The sequence below is a fragment of the Acidocella aminolytica 101 = DSM 11237 genome (assembly GCF_900129125.1).
GTDB lineage: Bacteria > Pseudomonadota > Alphaproteobacteria > Acetobacterales > Acetobacteraceae > Acidocella > Acidocella aminolytica.
Map to the genome: position 1 here is coordinate 44,417 of NZ_FQVJ01000024.1, position 18,210 is coordinate 62,626.

Below are 18,210 nucleotides of genomic sequence, written 5' to 3' on the forward strand. Positions count from 1 at the left end.
TGGTCGCGACGTGCGGTATGTTTCTGTCGCGTAGTCGATTCGCCAGGGCCTCGCTGCTGCCGCCCATCCTCCATAGCAGTGCCGGACAATACATTCAGCTCCGTCCGGAACCATCTGCTCCCTCACGGCCGATCGAGACCAGGGGCGGCAGCCTGATCGATTTCGCGAGCTACCGGGGTAAGGTCGTTCTCGTCAATTTCTGGGCGACCTGGTGCGCACCCTGCGTCTATGAAATGCCGTCGCTGGACCGGCTGGCATCGAGCGGTAACACAGATCTGGTCGTGCTACCTATTGCGGTCGCCGATGGCGGAAGGCCGGTGGTGGAGGCGTTCTATCATCGGCTCGGCCTCACCCATCTCGGCGTCTACGTCGATCCCGACCAGCAGATCGGTTTCTTCTACGAGAAGAATCCCGGCCACGGAATGTTCCCGCTCTATGCGCTTCCTGTCACCTATTTCATTGACCCGCGCGGACAGATAGCCGGGTATGTGCCAGGGGTCGCACAATGGAACTCACCGCAGGCTGCGGCGTTGATTCGGTATCTCGCTGCAACGGGATAGCCGAAATCGGCCGTCATCGCGTGTGGATTTTCTGCAAATTCACAGCCAGCGTCGCCGCTGTCAGCTTGCCGACATAGATCGCCTTGATGATGCCACGGCGGCCAACGAAAATCGTGGTTGGAACGGCGAAGCCGCCTGTGCGGGCGAAAAGCGCTGTCGATGGCGATTTTGCCTGATTGCCCGCGGCATCGGTGGGATCTACCCAGATGGGGTAGCTGACCGGTGTCTGCCCGAGAAATGCCTGAACCCGCGATGCGGGCTCGGCGAGATCCACGCCGACCAGCGCGAATTTACCATGTCCTTCGCGGGCGTAAGTGCGGCTGAGGAGAGGCATTTCCTCGCGACAGGGCAGGCACCAGGTCGCCCAGATATTGATGACCGCCGGGCCGCCCCGCAATTCCGCAAGGTTGACCTGTCGCCCGCCAACGGTGACGAAACCGGAATGCGGCAAGCGGCTCCCTACCCGGAGCTGATCGGCCGGGCCGAATTGGCCGATCATTGCCAGCGACGCGATGTATAGAGCCGACAGCGGTACGCCGATGGCGCTGATCAGACGCACCTGCTGCGGCGAAAGCCCACCTCGCCATATCGCCCATCCGAGATAGAGAATCGCGAAGACGAAGCCGCCCCATATGGTATAGCCAGTCTGCCAGAAATAGAACGCATTGAGAAAATGCGGGCGATAAGCGGAAAAATGCTCGCCGACATAGACGAAGCGGGCGCCGACGACACCCGCCACGAACATCCGCTCCACCTGCCCGCCGAGTGCAGTATCGCCGCCACCCCAGCGCCGGCCTAAACGGTTAGTCAGCCAGACCATCAGCACCGCGAAGACCAGCAGGGCGAGGCGCGGAGTCTGGATCAGCAGGCCTCCGAGGCTTATGACGGGCGGCATGCTATTTGTTGCCAGCCTCGGCCGGCTTGACGAATTTCAGCGTCATGTCGTCGGCGGGGCCGATCGCCTCGTATTTGGAACGATCCTTGGCGCCTTTCATCAGCATGGGCGGCAAGTTGAAGACAGGAATATTACGCGGGTCTTTAGGATTGGCGCTGATCTCCGAGGTGGCCACGAGCCGAAAACCGGCACGTTCGGCCTGCCGGATGACGAATGCCTGCGGCAGCCTGGCGAGCTTGAAGCTCTGGGTAATCGGCATCGAATTCGGTGCCCGATGCGCGACCACACCGAGAATGCCACCGGGTTTCAACGTCTGAAACGCGTTGCGGAAGAAGCGGTCAATGATCACATCCGTTACGTCACCATGCACGTTCTCGTACATGAAATCGTGCATGTTAAGGAACGTCAGGATCATATTGGCGGAGTCCGGTGCGCCAAGCGCCATGTAGGACGGTGGTTCGAAGGGCTCGAGCCTGATGCGGCCGTAGACTGCCGGATCCGACGCCAGCTTCCGCTGGTAGGCGATCGCTCCCTTCCGCATGAAGGGGTTGGGGCTGCTGGCTGCTGGTGTCGCTTCGATCAGGGTGCCGTGATCGCGCAGGAAGGGGGCGAGGATCTCAGTGTACCATCCCGCGCCCGGCAGAACCTCGACCACCCGCATGTCGGGACGGATGCCGAAAAATTCGAGGGTTTTCAAAGGATGGCGATAGCGGTCGCGCTTGACGAAAGCGGGCGTCCGCTGCGGACCTTGGATCGCCTTCACGAGCGCATCCTGCACCGCGGGGGGCGTCGCTGCCGCTGCCGGTTTCGTGAGGCCGGCCGCCAGCGGCAACAGGACCGCCAAGGCTAAGAACGATTTTTTCACAGCATACTCCCTGATTTGCCAAAGGAACGAACTAGGAATGATGGGGCAGATTCGATGTCAGCGTGGCCGGCGGCAGGCAGATGCCCTTGTCGCTGCACGACTGCACCGTTACCGCCAAGATAAGGCGTCCGGCTGCCTTGAACCGATCCTGCGCTTGTCGTGAAAGCAGCGCTTTCAGGACGGTGCCGTCATCGTAGACGCGGATCGCCGTGCCTTGCAGGACGATATGGCTGTTCCGCCCGCGCGGGTAAGCGATGTCGAGCGCTACCGGCTTTCCCGCGATCGACACCTTCTCAACGGTTGGGATCAGAAAGGGTAAGGAGGCCGGGTTGGCGTTCACATGCCAGCCTTTCCGGATGTCGAGGCGAACCATCACGGCAGAAGACGCCGCCTGCCCGCCGGCCGGTTCGATCCGCGCGGTGATGCGGACTTTGTCGGCACTGCTCGGCATGTGAAAGCCACCGTTCCTGTCGCTGGATTTTGGTGCGGCGCCCACAGCGCCGGGTTGCGTTCGGGCTTCGCCGGAACGCGCACGCGAGGCGTATCTGCCTCCCGCGACGATGGCGAAGACGGCGACGATCGTCGTAACCAAATACCAATGTTTTCGTGTCATCCGCTGATACCCGCGCGATCATGGGTGCTGCGATCGATGGCTCTGACCAAGGTGGCGGCGGTGAACAGGCCCCGGAATATCCGTGTGATTTTACCTTCCGGATCGCGGATTTCAGCAAATGGCAGGCCGTCGCCGCCATCCTTTACCAGAAGCCTCTCGAAAGCCTGGTTCGGCCGGGTCAGATCGACCCGCAGAGCGACGAGATGCCGCCGTCGAGCCGCCTGCACCACGGCGGCGTCGACATAGACGGTTTTTTCCAGGATCTTGCAGTTGATGCACCACGCGGCGGTGAACTCCACCAGCGCGGGGCGATGCGCACGCCGCGCCGCCACAAGCCGCGCTTCCGTGAAGGGCTGCCAATGCAGCGGGCCGCCTTGCGTCGGCATGAGCAGGCCGCCGGCAAAGGCGGTCGACAAGCCCAGAATCACGGTGCTGACCGCGACAACCCGAACCGCCCAGCCGCCGCGCCGCACGATGGCGATTCCCGCCCAGAGTACGAGGCCGAGAGCCCAGGCCCACCATAGCCACAGGGTTATTTCCGGGGAAAGCAGACTCTGTGTGAAGAAAACCGCGCCGGCAAGGAGCAGAAACGCGAGGGCCTGACGAAGCCGGCGGGACCATTCGCCGGCTTTGGGCAGGTGGTCGAGCAGAGATGGGCGCAGAAGAATCACGACATACGGAAAGGCGAGCCCGAGGCCGACGCATAGAAATACCGCGACCAGAACCGCCGGCGCCTGTGTGATGGCGAAGGCCAGAACCCCGCCGAGAAAGGGGCCGGTGCAAGGCGTGGATAGAATGGCGGCCAAGATTCCGGATATCAGCGGTTCCATATGCCGCCCGCCGCCGAGGCGATAGGCGAAGGTCGGAACCGGCATGTCGATATCGAAGAAGATCATCGCCGCGAATCCGGCCATCAGCGCGACGAGGAACGCGATGACCGCCGGCGACTGGAACAGGGCGCCCCAGGTCCAGTGCATCAGAGCGCTGGCAGAACCGATCGCGAGGAAGAACAGCAAGGTTCCCGAGAGGAAAGCAATAGCCGCTTCCAGCCGATGCCGGGGCGCAGCGCCGGCATGATGGATGATCGTGCGTATTTTTAACGGAATAACCGGCAGGACGCAGGGCGTTAGATTGAGCAGAGCGCCAGCCAGAAAGGCCAGCGCGAGTTCACCAGGAAGACCGATGGCTGATGTCGGCATATCAGCCTGTTCCTAGACCCTGATGCTGTCATAGCGGACCTCGGTCATCATACCCGTCATCATGTGGTAGAGATTGTGGCAATGGAGCGGCCAACGTCCAGGGTTGTTGGCATCGAAGGCAATCCGCACGCTGCCCATCATCGGCGTAACCAGCACGGTGTCTCGCACAGCCCCATGGATCGGCCGACCATTCACCGCGATGACCTGGAACGTGTGACCGTGTAGGTGCATCGGGTGCGCCATCGTCGAATGGTTGACCATCTCGATTTCCACGCGCTGGCCCTTCTGGAGCATCAACGGCGTGATATGAGGCCAGTATTCCCCATTCAGTGACCAGGAATAGGGCTTCATACCGCCCGCAAGGACCATCCGGTGCACAAGATCGGGCTTGCGGGGCGGAAGCGGCGCGCGTGCGATCAACCGCGTCTCCAGAGAATTGTCGATCGGTTGCATCTTGTCGAGCCCAGTTTCCTCGATGCGAGGAATCGATGCCCCAGGTGTTGCCAGCACGATTCCGGTGCGCCGCCGTGTACCTTCCAGCCGCGCCAGAATCGGGAACGAGCCAGCATTTGGCAGGTCAACCAGGATGTCGAGCCGCTGCGCGATTGCCAGAGGAAAGCGCCGGCCCGCCACCGGGTACACCGGGTGACCGTCAACCGCCACCACATGACCGGCCAACGCGCCTAAATCGACCCAGAACTGGCTAGATGAAGCCCCATTGATAATTCTGAGCCGGACGCGCCCCGATTTTTCCACCCGAACAATTTCGGGGTCGCGCAAAGTGCGATCGTTCGCCAGAAAAGCGTCATAGTCGATGTCGTTCAGGTCCATCTTCATGCCACCCATGGATCCCATCCCGTTTTTCTTCGGCATGGTGCCCATACTCTGCATGCCTTGCATCATGCCCATCGCATTTTCGCCCGATACCTGTGGTGATGAAGATGCGGAGACGTTTTCGCTCGTAGTGGCCAAAACGTGTATTTGGGAAAGTGTTTGGCCGGTCAGGCCGGCCAGCAGCTCGTCAGGAGCCGTAAAGCTGAAATCATGCAGCATGAGCACGATCTCCTGGCGATCCTCGCGGAGTTCGATCGCATCGCGTACGATCAGCGGCGCCGTCATCAGGCTTTGTTCTTGCAGGCCTTGATGTGAATGCATCCAATAGGTCCCTGGGATTGGCGCGTAGTTGTAAGCGCGTGTAGCCGCCGGGGCGAGCGGTGGAGTCTGTGGCCAGGGAAAGCCGTCCTGGGTCCATGGCGGGAGCTGACCGTGCCAATGGATGATCGTGTGATCGGCGGTCTGATTAGCGAGCTCGACCTGGAACCGCTCGCCTGGCGCTAAAGTAAGGCCAGGGCGCCCAGCCCCATCGGATAAACGAAACACCTTCGCCACGCGACCGTTCACCTCCAGGCTGCGTGTGTCCGCGATCAGCCGGCGCCTAGGCTGGATGGCTGTAGCGGCATGGGCACCAACCGCGCTAATCGCACCCAGTGTCAGGCCACCAGCGATAAGATCACGACGATAGACTATCGTCATTTTTTCATCCTTGCTCGTAATTTACGCAGATTTCTCGATGACAGACATGCCAAAACAGCTTGCATATGGGGCGAACCATACGTTCGGTTCTGCCGCCGCAGAGGCGATCAGCTATCCCTTAGATCATTCGATCAATGGATTTTGTAACCTTCGTCCTCGATGGCCTTGATCACGGCCTCAGTTGGGATTGTCTCCGTATCGCCACCGATTTTGACAATGCCCTGATCGAGATCGACCGCGACATTCGCGCCGGGAACAATTTTCTGAACGGCTTGAGTCACGGCCCGGACACAGTGGCCACATGTCATGCCGGCGACTTTAAATTCGAGCATCACTAAACTCCGTTTCATTCGAGCGTCATGTTCTTAGAAATTGGGTTCACGCACGAGACTGAGATAGGCTCTACCACCATGGGAAGGTCAATACCCGTATGGTGCTCGCTTAAAACATCTTGACCTTACCATCATGGGAATCACCATATCGAAAGAGCTGTTGTTCGGCAGACGCTCGACAAGGGAGATTATGATGGATGCTAGAGACCAGATCACCAGGCCGACCTCCAAGACTCCGCCAGTCGATAACTCCATTCGGATCGATCTTGGTATCGAGGGGATGACCTGCGCGTCCTGTGTCTCGCGGGTCGAGCGGGCAATACAGCACACACCTGGCGTGGCGGCAGTTGCCGTCAATCTCAGCTCCGAACATGCGCAAGTCACGTTCGCGAGCACCGAAGCCGACATTGACGCTGTCGCTACCGCCGTTGAAAAAGCCGGGTATGCCGTGGCAAGCCGTGAGATTGAACTGGTGATTGAGGGCATGACCTGTGCGTCTTGCGTCGGGCGCGTGGAGCGCGCGCTGGGCAAAGTACGCGGAGTTACCTCGGTCGAAGTCAATCTGGCGAATGAAACGGCGCGTGTCAGCGGAATCGGCTTGGACGATGCGACACTGATTGCTGCGGCGGAGCGCGCTGGCTACGGTGCCCGCCTGGCCGGACAGGGCATCTCGGAAGACGACACAAAACAGCGAGAGTCACGCGCAGCGCTGGCTCATGTCGGTATCGCCGCCCTGCTGACCACACCGCTGTTCATCGTCATGATCCTGCATCTTGCCGGCAGCCCGCTTGAGTTGCCCGGTTGGGCGGAACTCGCCCTCGCCACGCCAGTGCAGTTCTGGCTCGGCGGGCGCTTCTATCGCGCCGGATGGAAGGCGGTACGAGCGGGCGCCGGCAACATGGACCTGCTTGTCGCCCTTGGCACCTCTGCTGCCTATGGGCTCAGCCTCTGGCTACTCATCCGCGCTTGGGCGACTGGAACAACACCCGCACCGCTCTATTTCGATTCCTCGACGATCGTGATCACCCTGATCCTGTTCGGAAAATGGCTAGAGGCGCGTGGTAAGCGCCAGACCGGCGAGGCATTGCGCGCGCTCACGGCACTGCGCCCGGAGCGGGCACGCCTACGTGAAGCCGACGGCAAGGAACGCGAAATCGCGGTCAACCAAGTCTCGGTAGGTGATATCGTGGTCATCAGGCCTGGCGAGCGCATCCCGGTAGACGGTGTGATCCACGAAGGCGAAAGCGCTGCCGACGAATCCATGCTGACCGGCGAGAGCCTGCCGGTGCCGAAGACGCCGGGTGACAAGGTGATCGGCGGCGCCATCAACGGCGAAGGACTGCTCGTCGTCGAAACCAGCGCGGTCGGCGCGGAATCGGCGCTCGCGCGCATCGTGCGCCTGGTCGAGAATGCACAGGCGGCGAAAGCACCAATCCAGAAGCTGGTCGATCGGGTCGCAGCGGTGTTCGTGCCCGTGGTGCTCGGCATCGCCGCGGTGACGTTCCTGGCCTGGTGGCTCACGACCGGACATGTCGAGCACGCGATCCTGGCTGCCGTCGCGGTGCTGGTCATCGCCTGCCCGTGCTCGCTCGGCCTCGCCACGCCAACCGCGGTGATGGCGGGAACCGGCGTCGCGGCAAGATATGGTATTCTGATCAAGGATGCCGAGACCCTGGAAATCGCCCACCGGATCGACACCGTGGCCTTCGACAAGACCGGTACACTGACCGAAGGTAATCCGTCGATTGTCGCGATCGACACAACGGATGGCGTCCAGGCCGAGGAACTGCTGCGCCTTGCATCTGGAGTACAACAGGCTAGCGAGCACCCACTCGCCAAGGCCGTACGCGAGCGGGCAAAAGCCGATGGTATCCGTCCACCTCAGGCGACGGATGCACGGACGCTGCCGGGGCGCGGCATGAAAGCAACCGTCGATGGGCATGAACTGGTGATCGGTTCAAGCCGCCTGATCAAGGAAAACGGTCTCGATGCCGGTGTGCTGGGGGGCCGCGCCACCGCACTCGAGACCGAAGGACGCACCGTGTCCTGGCTGATCGAGACAGGTCCAAATCCGCGGGTTATCGGCTTGATCGGGTTCGGCGATGCGTTGAAATCCACCGCGCAGCAGGCGGTAGCATCGCTGCACCGTCAAGGGTTGCGGGTAACGATGCTGACCGGTGACAATCCGGGCAGCGCCGGGGTCGCCGCCCAGGCGCTAGGAATCGACGATGTTCAGGCCGAGATCCTGCCCGCGCACAAGGCCGAAGCGATCAAGGCGCTACGGCATGGCGGGCGCATCGTTGCCATGGTCGGCGACGGTGTGAACGACGCGCCGGCGCTTGCCGAGGCCGATCTTGGCATCGCCCTGTCGACCGGGTCCGACGTCGCCATGCATACTGCTGGGATGACACTGATGCGTGGCGATCCCGCCCTTGTGAGCGACGCGATCGACATCTCCCGCCGCACCTTCGCCAAAATCCGCCAGGGTTTGTTCTGGGCGTTCATCTATAACGTGGTGGGTATTCCCCTTGCGGCTTTCGGCTATCTCAGCCCGGTGATCGCCGGCGCGGCCATGGCCTTCTCCAGCGTCAGTGTCGTTTCCAACGCACTGTTGCTGCGCCGCTGGAAGCCGGCAGAACGTGATGTTGCGATCGCTGCGCCAGGACCCCGCGTTCAATATGCGGGAACCAGCCCAACAATCCGGAAAGCCGCGTGAAATTTTCTGCATTCTCCACAAGAGAGAGGCCATTATGCCGACCATCATCAGCGACGCTGCAAAACGATCAGGCGTCTCCGCAAAAATGATCCGCTACTATGAGAGCATTGGGCTTTTACCGCAGGTTGACCGTACCGAAAACAACTATCGGACCTATAGTGAAAGCGATATTCATACACTGCGTTTCGTCCGACGGGCACGTGACCTCGGTTACTCGATCTCGAATATCAAACACTTACTGTCGCTCTGGCGCGATCAGCATCGCGCCAGTGCCGATGTGAAGCGCATAGCGCTCGATCACGCCAACTCCCTACGTCACAAAATCACCGAGATGGAGGCGATGCTTCAAGCCGTCGAGCATCTCGCTGAACATTGCCGCGGTGATCACCGGCCGGATTGCCCAATCATGGACGATCTAGCCGTAGGGCTCACGGCGCCAACGCGCGGCCCGGGCATTCGTGCCCACCAGGGCACACACGGCAGATACGCATCTCAAAAAGGATTGCGCGCGTGATACCACTATGGCTTACGATCGTCTCAATACTCTCACTGATCGCCGCGTTTTCATCCGCGGCGCTGATCATTATTGATCTCCGAAAACGGCCTCAGCCGATGGCCGTGATGAACCCGGTCTGGCCGATTACAGCGCTTTATTTCGGGCCGATCGGCCTCTGGGCCTATTATGCGCTCGGACGGGCCGCGAAGCCGCAATCAGCCGAAATGTCAGGACATAACGGCCATCACCATCACGATGGATCGGATCAGCCCTTCTGGATCTCCACTTTCATCGGCTCGACCCATTGCGGCGCCGGTTGCACGCTCGGCGACATCATCGCGGAGTTTCTAGTCTTCTTCACCGGCGCCGCCTTTGTCGGCTCGACCTTCGGCACCGAACTCGTGCTGGACTATGTCTTTGCCTTCACCCTGGGTGTGGCGTTCCAATATTTTTCAATCGCACCGATGCGCGGTCTCGGCCTGAAGGATGGCATCATCGCTGCGGTCAAGGCGGATTTTCTGTCGCTTACCGCCTTTGAAGTCGGGTTGTTCGGCTGGATGGCGCTGATGCGTTTCGTGTTTTTTGGACCACATCTGCACCCCGATAGCCCGGTCTATTGGTTCATGATGCAGATCGGCATGATTATCGGCTTCGCAACCACTTACCCAATGAACTGGTTTCTCGTCCGCGCAGGAATCAAGGAGGCTATGTAACTGCCATGGCTCAAACGTCGCCGTGATGTTCTTTCTTCTCGGTCATGTGATCTCTCTGGGTGCCCGAGCGCCGTGTCTGGTCGTGGAGCTACCTTGTTAATTTTGACAAACAAAATCTATGCGCGCTTTGAGACTCGAAACAAATCATAGATTTTGCCTACAACTTTCTGCTCAAGTGGAGTTCCCATTTTGGATTTTGTTGTCGTTTGGCCACATTTTAACCCAATCCTCGTTCGGTTCGGGCCGCTGGAAATCCACTACTACGCCCTTGCATATATCATAGCTCTGATCATCGGCTGGCGGCTATTACGAAGGCTCGCGCGGGCACATCCCCCGGTGGCGACCGGCGAGCAAATCGACGATTTCCTCGCTTGGGCGACGCTCGGAGTCGTCCTTGGTGGCAGGATCGGGTATATCCTCTTCTATCGGCCGATTTTCTATTTTCATCATCCAAACCAGATCTACGCTGTATGGGATGGCGGGATGAGCTTCCATGGCGGTTTCATTGGCGTCGCCGTCGCGATCCTAATCTTCTGCTATCGCCGCGGCATCGATCCGTGGCGCTTTGCTGACCGGGTCGCAGTACCGGTGCCGATCGGCCTATTCCTCGGGAGAATTGCGAACTTCATCAACGGTGAACTTTGGGGACGCCCCGCACCTTCCTGGTTCCCATTCCGGATGATCTACCCGGAGTCAGGTTCCGATGTGCCTCGCTATCCATCTGAACTCTTCGAAGCCTTTCTTGAAGGTGTTGTGCTATTCGTGGTTCTGCTGGTCGCCTCACGTTCCGAGCGGCTGCGGCGGCAACCAGGCTTTCTAGCTGGTATGTTCGTGATGGGCTATGGCGTCATGCGCTCAATTGCGGAGAATTTTCGCCAGCCGGACTGGTTTCTCGGCTATTTCGCGTTCGGCCTGACCATGGGCCAAATCCTCTCACTACCGATGATCGTGGTCGGTGCCGCGATGATGTGGCGCGCCCACCGTGCGGACCAAGCGGACCAAGCGAACCACGCAGTTACAGTCTCCACGCTTGAATAGTCCATCTTCGGAGATTCAGGCAATTTTTGATTCCTAGTCAGCCATTGCCTTTCATGCCAGATCTGCTCAAAACTCGCGCACTGCACGCTTGAGGGAAGTCACCCTGACTTTTCAACATCGGCCTGGACGTCCCCGCGGTCCCGCAAAATGCGCGTCGTCAAGTATCTTCCAGACCGCTACTATAAGTGACTAGCCACGTCTCCTGGCTTTAGGGCGCGCCTCGGTTTGCCGCTGCGCTTGACGCCGGCGATGCCCCTCCAGCGCGCTCTGTAGCCGCGCCCGGGCGCTCCGGTGCGCGGCCTCGATCAACGGCCGCGCCCGTTCCCAGCCCGCCGCCACGGCTGCCCGCACGGCAGGGGCCGCCCGCTCGATGCGGGCCAGCGCCTGACCCTTATCCTCGGCAGCGCGAGCCATGGTTTCAGTCAAGCTTCCTTGCGCGCCAGCACGGGCCTGGGTGCGCGCAAAGCGCTGGGACAGGTCAGAGGGCAAGCCGGCGGCCTCGCGTTTCTCATCAGCGGCCAGCCCTTTGAGGAAGGCGCGGGCGGCATTGCGGCGGGCCTCCTCGCCGATCTTCACCAAATCGAGCGCATTGGTCTTTTCCGGCTGGCGCGCGATGTTCCGCGTCCAGTTCGTCCAGATATCGTGCTCGCGGATCGGACGCGGATCACCCAACGGCCGCCGCCCCGCGATCTCCTGACGCTCGGCGCCTTCCGAGGTCAGCCAGTAATCCCGCTCCCGGTGCCTCGACCCGGATACATAGGTCTTGAAGCCGTCCGTGGTCTGCGAGCCGCCCGGTGTCACAAAGATATGCTCGGTCGTGGTGATGCCCTGGGCGGTGTTGGTGGTCATGGCATAGCCGTAGGCCAGCCGCATCCGGCCGGTTTCCTTGTCGGCCAGCGTGTCCCATTTCACAAAGCCCTCGCGGCCATGGTCGTTCCGCAGCACCAGCCCCTCGTCACGGATGCTGGTGATTTCGAGGATCGAGCCGTTATCCCCGATCGCGCCCTTGCCGCCATCCAGCATCGCGGCGTTGGTTCGGGCGAATAGCCGGATTTTTTCGCCAGTGGCGATCGGCATGGCGTAGTGCTCGCCGGTATTCTTGTCGATCGCCGCCAGCGTCATGCGGCTCTGCCCCAGCTCGCCAGAGGCCAGCAGCCGTTGCCGGATCGCCTCGCCAATCGCGCGCGCGTCCTGATTGGTCGGTGTGCTGATCGAAAGCGTAAAGCGCGGCCGGTCAGCGTTCGCGGCCCTACGCTCATCCCAGAGCGCGGCGGCCCGCGCGATCACCTCGCTATGACCGCCGGCGACGATCCCGGCCGTGCCGTCCTGCCGCTTCATGTCCAGCGCCTTGCCAACGGCTTCGGCGCCGCCTTTGCGCAGCAAGCCCGCGATTTCGCGCGCGCGTTCATTGGTCTGCCGCACGCTGCTTTCGATTGAGGGCACCTCGCCCAGCCCTTTTTCGAGAAGGCCGATCACCTGGCCCGCCTCGATCGACTGGCATTGCTTCGGATCACCGATCGCCACCATGCGGAACCCGTGCCGCTCCTGAAGCCGCAACAGATCGAGCATCTGGCGCGTGCCGATCGTGCCCAGCTCATCGATCACCACGACGCTGCGGCTGGACAAATCCAGCCGGCCGCTCTCCACCCGGTTGATGAACACCGACACGGCCGCGATCGTGTCACGCCCGCCGGTCTCGGCCTCGGTCTTCAGCCCGGCCTCGCGCAACTCGCGCGCCTGGCGCCAGCCGAGGCTGATGCCGTGAATATCCGCGCCCTGGTCACGCCACGCCGCCACCAGCGGCTTCAACAGCGTGGTCTTGCCAGCCCCGGCCGCACCGATCCCCACCGCGAACCGGCCGCCCATGCCGAGATGGTCGATCATCCGGCGCTGCGCCACGCCATGTTCGCCGGTGAAACTTAACCCGCTCGCCGCGATCCCGCGCTTGATCTGGGCCGGGTTGAGCGTGCCGCGCCGGTCCCGGCCCGCCTGTGCCGCCAGCTCGACCAGCGCGCTCTCCTGCTCGACATGGGTGCGCGTCGTCAGCCTGGTTGTGGTGATCTTCACATCCGGGTTGTCCGGGTCATCCCGCACGGTCTCGACCGCGATGATCTGGGTGCGCGCGGGCTCACCGTTGCCGCCAGCACCGCCCGTCTCGACAACCCCGCGCGCCCGCAACCGCGCAATCACCCGGTCCACATCGCCGCCATCCTTGATGCCGGCCGCCACCAGGCCACGCGCTGCGGCAACCCGCTCGTCCTCGTCCTTGATGACCGCCCGCCGGGCAAACTGCTCGCCCAGCACCCGCGAAGCGGCCTCATAGGCCCGGTCAAGCCGGGCCGCTTCGGTCAGGTTCTCCGCCAGTGCCGCGTCCTGCAGAACGCTCTTATGCTGGTAGCCGCGTTCCTCCGCCTGGCGCCGCCAGCTCGCGAAGTCGCTCATGTCGTCGGCCTTGGCACTGCGGCTGGCAAAGGCGCCGCCTTTCAGCAGCTTGATCCGTTCGTCGCCGGTCATGCGGTCCCACTCCGCACCCACCGAGGCGGCATAGGCTTTCGCGTCGGAAAGGGCATCGCGGGTCCGCTTACTGAACGCCGCCCGGATCTCCTCCGGCACGGCGCTGAGCCGCGCCGCGCCGGTGGTTCGGTCCAATTCTATACTGGCCCCCGCCCGCCGGAGATTCTGGGCGAGATGAGCCTGGTAGATCGCCCCCCATTCATGAATGCGGCCGTGCATCTGCATCGTGTTCAGCGACACCACACGGCCGCTCTCGGTGACGATGACATTCGGCACCGCGACATGCGTATGAAGCTGCGGATCACCGGCCACCTTCACGGAGACGATCTCGGTTTCCGTGCGGCCGTCCGCTGTCTCGCGGGCGATTTCGATTGTGGGGCGGGCGGTGTAGTGATCAAAGGTGATCCACCCGATGCGGCCCTGCTCAGTGCCTTCCTTGCCGCCTTTGCCCTTTCGCGCCTGGCCAATGACCTGCTCGATCTCAGCCATGGTCGCGGCCACCGCATCCTTGTGCGCCTGGGCAAGCTGATTGCGCTCCGCCTCGGTCGGCGCGAAGGCCCACGCCAACGAAATCGTCTTGTCGGCCGAGAAGGTAAAATCAACGTAGCCGATCGGGGTTTTCGAGCGGTTCACCGCGTTCCGCCAATCGGCCGCATCCAGCGCCGCGCCATCCGCCCGCTTGCCATCAAGGATGTTGGCCCGCTCGGTCTCGGAAAGGCCGTTTCCGTCCTTGGCCCCTAGCGCCTTGTAGAGCCGCACAAGCTCGGGATGGGGGGCAGGCTGGTTCTGTTCGGCCTCTTGGGCTGGCGGACCATCCGGCGCCGCGCTGGGAGAGGCGGGCGCCAGCTTCGCCTCGATCCGCGCCCGGTCGGCCGCACTCGACGCCTCGGCCACCGCCAGCGCCTGCCGCAAACCGGCGGCTCCGCCCGCGCGCAAGGCATCGGCCCAATCGGCGCCCTTTGCTTCGCCCGCGACATCAGCCGGCGGCTCAAGATAGACCGCCTCGCCACCATTGGCCTCGATCAAGGCCGCGGCCTTGGCAGCCGCCTTCTGCCCGGCCTCGCCAACATCACGGCCATTATGGAGGCGGGCATTGTCGCGATCGGCCAGCAGCGCAACCGGCGTCGAGCCGCTGAACTGCCCGGCCCAGGCCACCAGGCCGCCGGCATTGTACCCGACAACACCAGCCTGCCGCGTTGCCTGCACCACACTGGCGACGGTCTCGAACCCCTCACCGGCAACGCGCGCCTGCTCATGACCACCAATCGGCACCGCCGCGCCAGCCGGCGGATGCAACAGCCAGGCGCCCGAGGCCCCCAGCATCCGGCGGCCGATTTTTGCTCCGCCCTCGGTCAGATAAGTGCGCTGCACGCCGGTCAGCCGCACCCGGCCGTCCTCATCCTGGCCAAACATCGGCGTCAGCATCACCACCGCCGCCCCGGCCGCCACTTCCGCCGAATCATAGTTCGGATGCGGCCGGACCAGCCGCACATGGCTCATCAGCCAATCAGCATCGAGGCCGCGCCCGCTGAGATACGCACGGGCTGACGCCCGCATGCCTTCGGCCTCTTCCACGCGCGCCTCATGCGCCGCCCGCTGCCGCAATTTCCGCCCCACCGACCCGCGCAAATTCGGCTCGCGCAATTCGCCCGCGCCCGGAATCGCCTCATCCCAGAGTTTCCCGGCGATGCTCTTGCGGAGAGCATTACGCCGCACCTCGGCCGCGCGCGCCGCCCTGGCCGCCTCGGGGTCCAGCTCAACCGCCTCGGCTTTGACCCCCAGCCGCCGCACCAGGCTCTCGAACCGCCCGCCTTCACTGGCGGCAAAGTCGGTCCATTGGCCGGTGGTGGCGTTGACCGAAACCGTCCAGTTTTCCCCTCCGCGCCAGGTCGCTTGCAGCCGCAACCGGCCGCCACTTGTCCGGTAGGGCACACCGGCAGCATCAAGCGCCGCCGCAACATCGATCGCGCGCGGTTCCGCTGGCCTCTCCTCGGCCGCCGGGCCACGCGGCGGCGCCGCAGGTTCACCGCCCCGCGCAACATCCGCCTGCCAGTCGGCCGACAATTCCGCATCGCGATCATCCCCACCCGCTTCTTCCATCGGGGGCGGTGCAAAATCATCCGGCCAGGGCGGCGGGCCGTCTGGTGCGTGCCCCAGCTCGCCAAGCGCCGCCGCTTCGGCGGCAAGGGCTGCGTCGCGGTCCTCCGCCTCGACCATCTCGGGCGCCACCGGCGCCGCGTCCTGCGCACGGGTTGAAGGCGGCGCCTCCACGGGCGCGGCCGGCAGATCGGACCCATCAGCCCGTTTGCCGGCAAGCAGGTTTTCCAGCTCCGCGCGGGTCGGCAACCGCATCGGATCAAGCCCGAACACCTCGGCAAGCGGCGTCACCGCGCGCTGATACTGTTTGCCCGCGATCTTCTCGCCATCCGCCCGATTGCCCGCCAGCAGCTCGGCAATCTCGTCACGGGTCAGCGGGCGCGAGGTGTCGATCCCCAGCGCGGCAGCAACGGCCGGGTGCATGTCGCGCCGGGGCTCGGGAATGGTGCCAGGGCGAGCCGCGTCCGTGGCGGTGGCCGCCGCGTTATCTTCCGCCGCCTCGGTGCCCGGCTGCCAAAGGCCGCCCTCGGCCGTCATGCCGCGCTGATAATACGCCGCCATGTCCTGCTCGAAGCCCGGCAGCGTCATGGTCATCAGGTGGTCCGCCATCTTCCCGGCGGCACCGGATGAGCTTGAGGCCGCACCGGCGCGGAACGTCAGCACGTCTCTCCGCCCGCCTCGGACTGCGATCCGTCGTCGCCTGACTCTAGCGCCGTGGCCAGGCCGCGCATCACCCCGGCCTCAACCTCGGTCCCCAGCCGGTCCAGCGTCGTGCCGATTTGCAGGAGCGCGGTGGTCTGATCGCGCAGCGCCCCGGCAATCTCCGCCAGGGATTCCTCAAGCGGGCTTTCCTCCGAAGGGGTCGCCAACTCGATCAACCGCGCCAGCATTTGGCTGTGCGTGTTCTGCGTCTCGATCATCAGCCGCAGCGCCTGGATGACGGCATCGAGGCGGTCATCTTTCGGGGGCATCGGGGCGGTTTCGGGCTCGGGCATCGGGCGGAACTCCTGCCCACCAACCTAGCGCCATTGCCCCTTGCGTCGCAAGCTCCATAGGTGCAATGGTCTGTAACTCCTTCCTCTCCTGCCACCTGGTGCATTCATGACGGTTCATTGGCGGATACATAACGCGAGTCATGACGGAATAATGACGAAATCATAGCGAATTATAGACGCTAATATGTCTGATTATTGTCGAAATATCGTCGCATTTCATGCCAGAACATTGACGTTCAATTGGCAGGATCGGTAGAATCGCCTCGTCATGCTCCCGGACATCGACCTTGACGCCCTCGCTCAAGCCGCCTCTACAGGAGGCCGAACCCGCGCGCCGCTCGTGATCTGGATGTGCGAGCACCACGACGAGTTCGCCGCCCTCCTCGACCGGCAGGGCGTCAATTGGAACCGGATCGCCGCTTTTTTCTCAGAAAACGGTTATGCCGGTGCCGGCGGGCAACCTCTGACCCCAAGAACCGTGCGGTCCTATTGGGGGCGGGCGCGGAAACTCATCGCCCAGCGACGAGCCAGGGAACACGATCAACCAGCCACCACAGACGAATGTCAGGCCCTCGGCGGCCCCGCCGCGCCAACAGAGCCGGCGGCACCGGCAGCACCTAAATTTCAACCATCATGGATGAGAAATGAGGGCCGGGGTGTTTCCGCAGCAGAACGCCAGGCCCTCGGCGATCCCACCGCACCGGCTGATCCAGAGGTCAAACCAGAACCTAGATTTAAGCCTGTCAGATTACGAAACGGAGGGCGCGGCGTTTCCGCTGCGGAACGCCGCGCCCTCGGCGATCCAACTGCTCCGGCCGATCCTGACGATCCGAAATGGAGAGGCGACAAATCCCGATAGGAGAATTTGATGACTGAGGCCCCCTCATCAAAAAAGAAGCCCACCGGCACGCAAAAACCCGCAACCCCCGTATTCCGCCCCGGTAGCTCGACCGCCGGGCTCAAGCCGGCAGAAATCAAGCCACTGCTGACCAGCGAGCAAACCCGTTCCAAACCCGTGGCTCAGGGCCTGGATCTTGCCGATCGGCCCAAGATCATCCTGACGGCTGGCCGGGGCAAAACCGGCAAAACCACCTTCCTGCGCTGGATCGTCGAGATGGCAACTATGGAAAATAAAGCCCCACTTTTGGCCGATATCGATCCAACCAATGCAACCTTCTCGACTTTTTTCGAGGATGTTTCCAGACCAGATACATTCAACCAGACCGCTGTCCGCGACTGGCTGCAAGACTTCATGGAATATGCCATCAAGGAAAAGCAAACCGCCGTCATCGATCTGGGGGGTGGAGATACGATCCTGCGCACCATAGCCGCAGAAATGCCCGGCTTCGATGCAATGATTGAGGAGGCGGGCCTGGCCATGGTGATGTTCTACCTCGCCGGCCCGCATCCCGAGGATTTAACCCCGGCCGCCACGCTCGGCGCATTGGGCTTCAAGCCTCGCGCTCGCGCGTTCGTGCTCAATGAAGGCGTGACACCGCCGGGGCAATCGCGCGATCAGGTATTCAGCCGCGTGATCTCCTCCAACGTCTATCGCGATGAAACAGCGGACGGTGCCCTCACCCTCTGGATGCCGCGCCTGCACGCGGCCGAGGCGGTCGAGGCTCGCACCGCGAGTTTCGTCGC

14 protein-coding genes are annotated in these 18,210 nt (G+C 62.7%); 6 read left to right on the top strand and 8 right to left on the bottom strand.

The window, feature by feature from the left end; translation table 11 throughout:
• Positions 1-17 precede the first annotated feature (17 nt).
• On the top strand, positions 18-560 hold the full coding sequence (locus BUB54_RS12975) for a TlpA disulfide reductase family protein (protein WP_082075713.1): 543 nt from the start codon (positions 18-20) through the stop codon (positions 558-560).
• A gap of 13 nt (positions 561-573) precedes the next feature.
• Here BUB54_RS12975 and BUB54_RS12980 read toward each other — a convergent pair whose 3' ends face one another.
• From BUB54_RS12980 to BUB54_RS13005, 6 genes are all read right to left on the bottom strand, one after another.
• The gene (locus BUB54_RS12980) at positions 574-1,455 is read right to left on the bottom strand and encodes a TlpA family protein disulfide reductase (protein WP_048879543.1); all 882 of its coding nucleotides are present in this window, start codon (positions 1,453-1,455) and stop codon (positions 574-576) included.
• 1 nt (position 1,456) lies between these two features.
• Positions 1,457-2,320, bottom strand: a complete 864-nt coding sequence (locus BUB54_RS12985) for a class I SAM-dependent methyltransferase (protein WP_048879544.1) — start codon at positions 2,318-2,320, stop codon at positions 1,457-1,459.
• Positions 2,321-2,351: 31 nt separating this feature from the next.
• On the bottom strand, positions 2,352-2,933 hold the full coding sequence (locus BUB54_RS12990; protein ID WP_073211746.1) for a protein-disulfide reductase DsbD domain-containing protein: 582 nt from the start codon (positions 2,931-2,933) through the stop codon (positions 2,352-2,354).
• On the bottom strand, positions 2,930-4,132 hold the full coding sequence (locus BUB54_RS12995; RefSeq protein ID WP_048879546.1) for a protein-disulfide reductase DsbD family protein: 1,203 nt from the start codon (positions 4,130-4,132) through the stop codon (positions 2,930-2,932). The genes BUB54_RS12990 and BUB54_RS12995 overlap by 4 nt, the downstream gene beginning before the upstream one ends.
• 12 nt (positions 4,133-4,144) lie before the next feature.
• Complete coding sequence (locus BUB54_RS13000) at positions 4,145-5,665, bottom strand: multicopper oxidase family protein (RefSeq protein ID WP_073211750.1); 1,521 nt, start codon at positions 5,663-5,665, stop codon at positions 4,145-4,147.
• Between the two features lie 131 nt (positions 5,666-5,796).
• Positions 5,797-5,997 carry a heavy-metal-associated domain-containing protein gene (locus BUB54_RS13005; RefSeq protein ID WP_048880708.1) on the bottom strand — a complete coding sequence of 67 codons (201 nt, stop codon included), beginning with the start codon at positions 5,995-5,997 and terminating at the stop codon, positions 5,797-5,799.
• 193 nt (positions 5,998-6,190) lie between these two features.
• Here BUB54_RS13005 and BUB54_RS13015 point away from each other — a divergent pair, with 193 nt between their 5' ends.
• From BUB54_RS13015 to lgt, 4 genes are all read left to right on the top strand, one after another.
• Positions 6,191-8,713 carry a heavy metal translocating P-type ATPase gene (locus BUB54_RS13015; protein WP_083553818.1) on the top strand — a complete coding sequence of 841 codons (2,523 nt, stop codon included), beginning with the start codon at positions 6,191-6,193 and terminating at the stop codon, positions 8,711-8,713.
• A 34-nt stretch (positions 8,714-8,747) separates the two neighbouring features.
• Positions 8,748-9,227: a Cu(I)-responsive transcriptional regulator gene (cueR, locus tag BUB54_RS13020; protein WP_199444682.1), complete on the top strand. Its 480-nt coding sequence runs from the start codon at positions 8,748-8,750 to the stop codon at positions 9,225-9,227.
• Positions 9,224-9,922: a DUF4396 domain-containing protein gene (locus BUB54_RS13025; RefSeq protein WP_048878290.1), complete on the top strand. Its 699-nt coding sequence runs from the start codon at positions 9,224-9,226 to the stop codon at positions 9,920-9,922. Before cueR ends, BUB54_RS13025 begins: the two co-directional genes overlap by 4 nt.
• A 189-nt stretch (positions 9,923-10,111) precedes the next feature.
• Positions 10,112-10,960 carry a prolipoprotein diacylglyceryl transferase gene (gene lgt, locus BUB54_RS13030; RefSeq protein ID WP_048878291.1) on the top strand — a complete coding sequence of 283 codons (849 nt, stop codon included), beginning with the start codon at positions 10,112-10,114 and terminating at the stop codon, positions 10,958-10,960.
• A gap of 189 nt (positions 10,961-11,149) precedes the next feature.
• Here the strand turns inward: lgt and mobF are convergent, their stop codons facing one another.
• Both mobF and BUB54_RS13040 read right to left on the bottom strand, forming a co-directional pair.
• Positions 11,150-16,234 (bottom strand): MobF family relaxase, encoded by a 5,085-nt coding sequence (gene mobF, locus BUB54_RS13035; protein ID WP_244890785.1) that lies wholly within the window; start codon positions 16,232-16,234, stop codon positions 11,150-11,152.
• Entirely contained in the window at positions 16,228-16,566 is a 339-nt protein-coding gene (locus tag BUB54_RS13040) for a hypothetical protein (RefSeq protein WP_048878292.1), read from the bottom strand. Before BUB54_RS13040 ends, mobF begins: the two co-directional genes overlap by 7 nt.
• A gap of 868 nt (positions 16,567-17,434) precedes the next feature.
• Here BUB54_RS13040 and BUB54_RS13050 point away from each other — a divergent pair.
• On the top strand, positions 17,435-18,210 hold a 776-nt coding region (locus tag BUB54_RS13050; protein WP_073211759.1), incomplete at its 3' end, for a P-loop NTPase family protein.

Bases quoted from the DNA above. Each gene is read 5' to 3' on its own strand.
- BUB54_RS13000 (WP_073211750.1), bottom strand. From the start codon at position 5,665: ATGACGATAGTCTATCGTCGTGATCTTATCGCTGGTGGCCTGACACTG.
- BUB54_RS12975 (WP_082075713.1), top strand. From the start codon at position 18: ATGTTTCTGTCGCGTAGTCGATTCGCCAGGGCCTCGCTGCTGCCGCCC.
- BUB54_RS13040 (WP_048878292.1), bottom strand. From the start codon at position 16,566: ATGCCCGAGCCCGAAACCGCCCCGATGCCCCCGAAAGATGACCGCCTC.
- BUB54_RS13005 (WP_048880708.1), bottom strand. From the start codon at position 5,997: ATGCTCGAATTTAAAGTCGCCGGCATGACATGTGGCCACTGTGTCCGG.
- BUB54_RS12995 (WP_048879546.1), bottom strand. From the start codon at position 4,132: ATGCCGACATCAGCCATCGGTCTTCCTGGTGAACTCGCGCTGGCCTTT.
- BUB54_RS13015 (WP_083553818.1), top strand. From the start codon at position 6,191: ATGGATGCTAGAGACCAGATCACCAGGCCGACCTCCAAGACTCCGCCA.
- cueR (WP_199444682.1), top strand. From the start codon at position 8,748: ATGCCGACCATCATCAGCGACGCTGCAAAACGATCAGGCGTCTCCGCA.
- BUB54_RS12980 (WP_048879543.1), bottom strand. From the start codon at position 1,455: ATGCCGCCCGTCATAAGCCTCGGAGGCCTGCTGATCCAGACTCCGCGC.
- BUB54_RS12990 (WP_073211746.1), bottom strand. From the start codon at position 2,933: ATGACACGAAAACATTGGTATTTGGTTACGACGATCGTCGCCGTCTTC.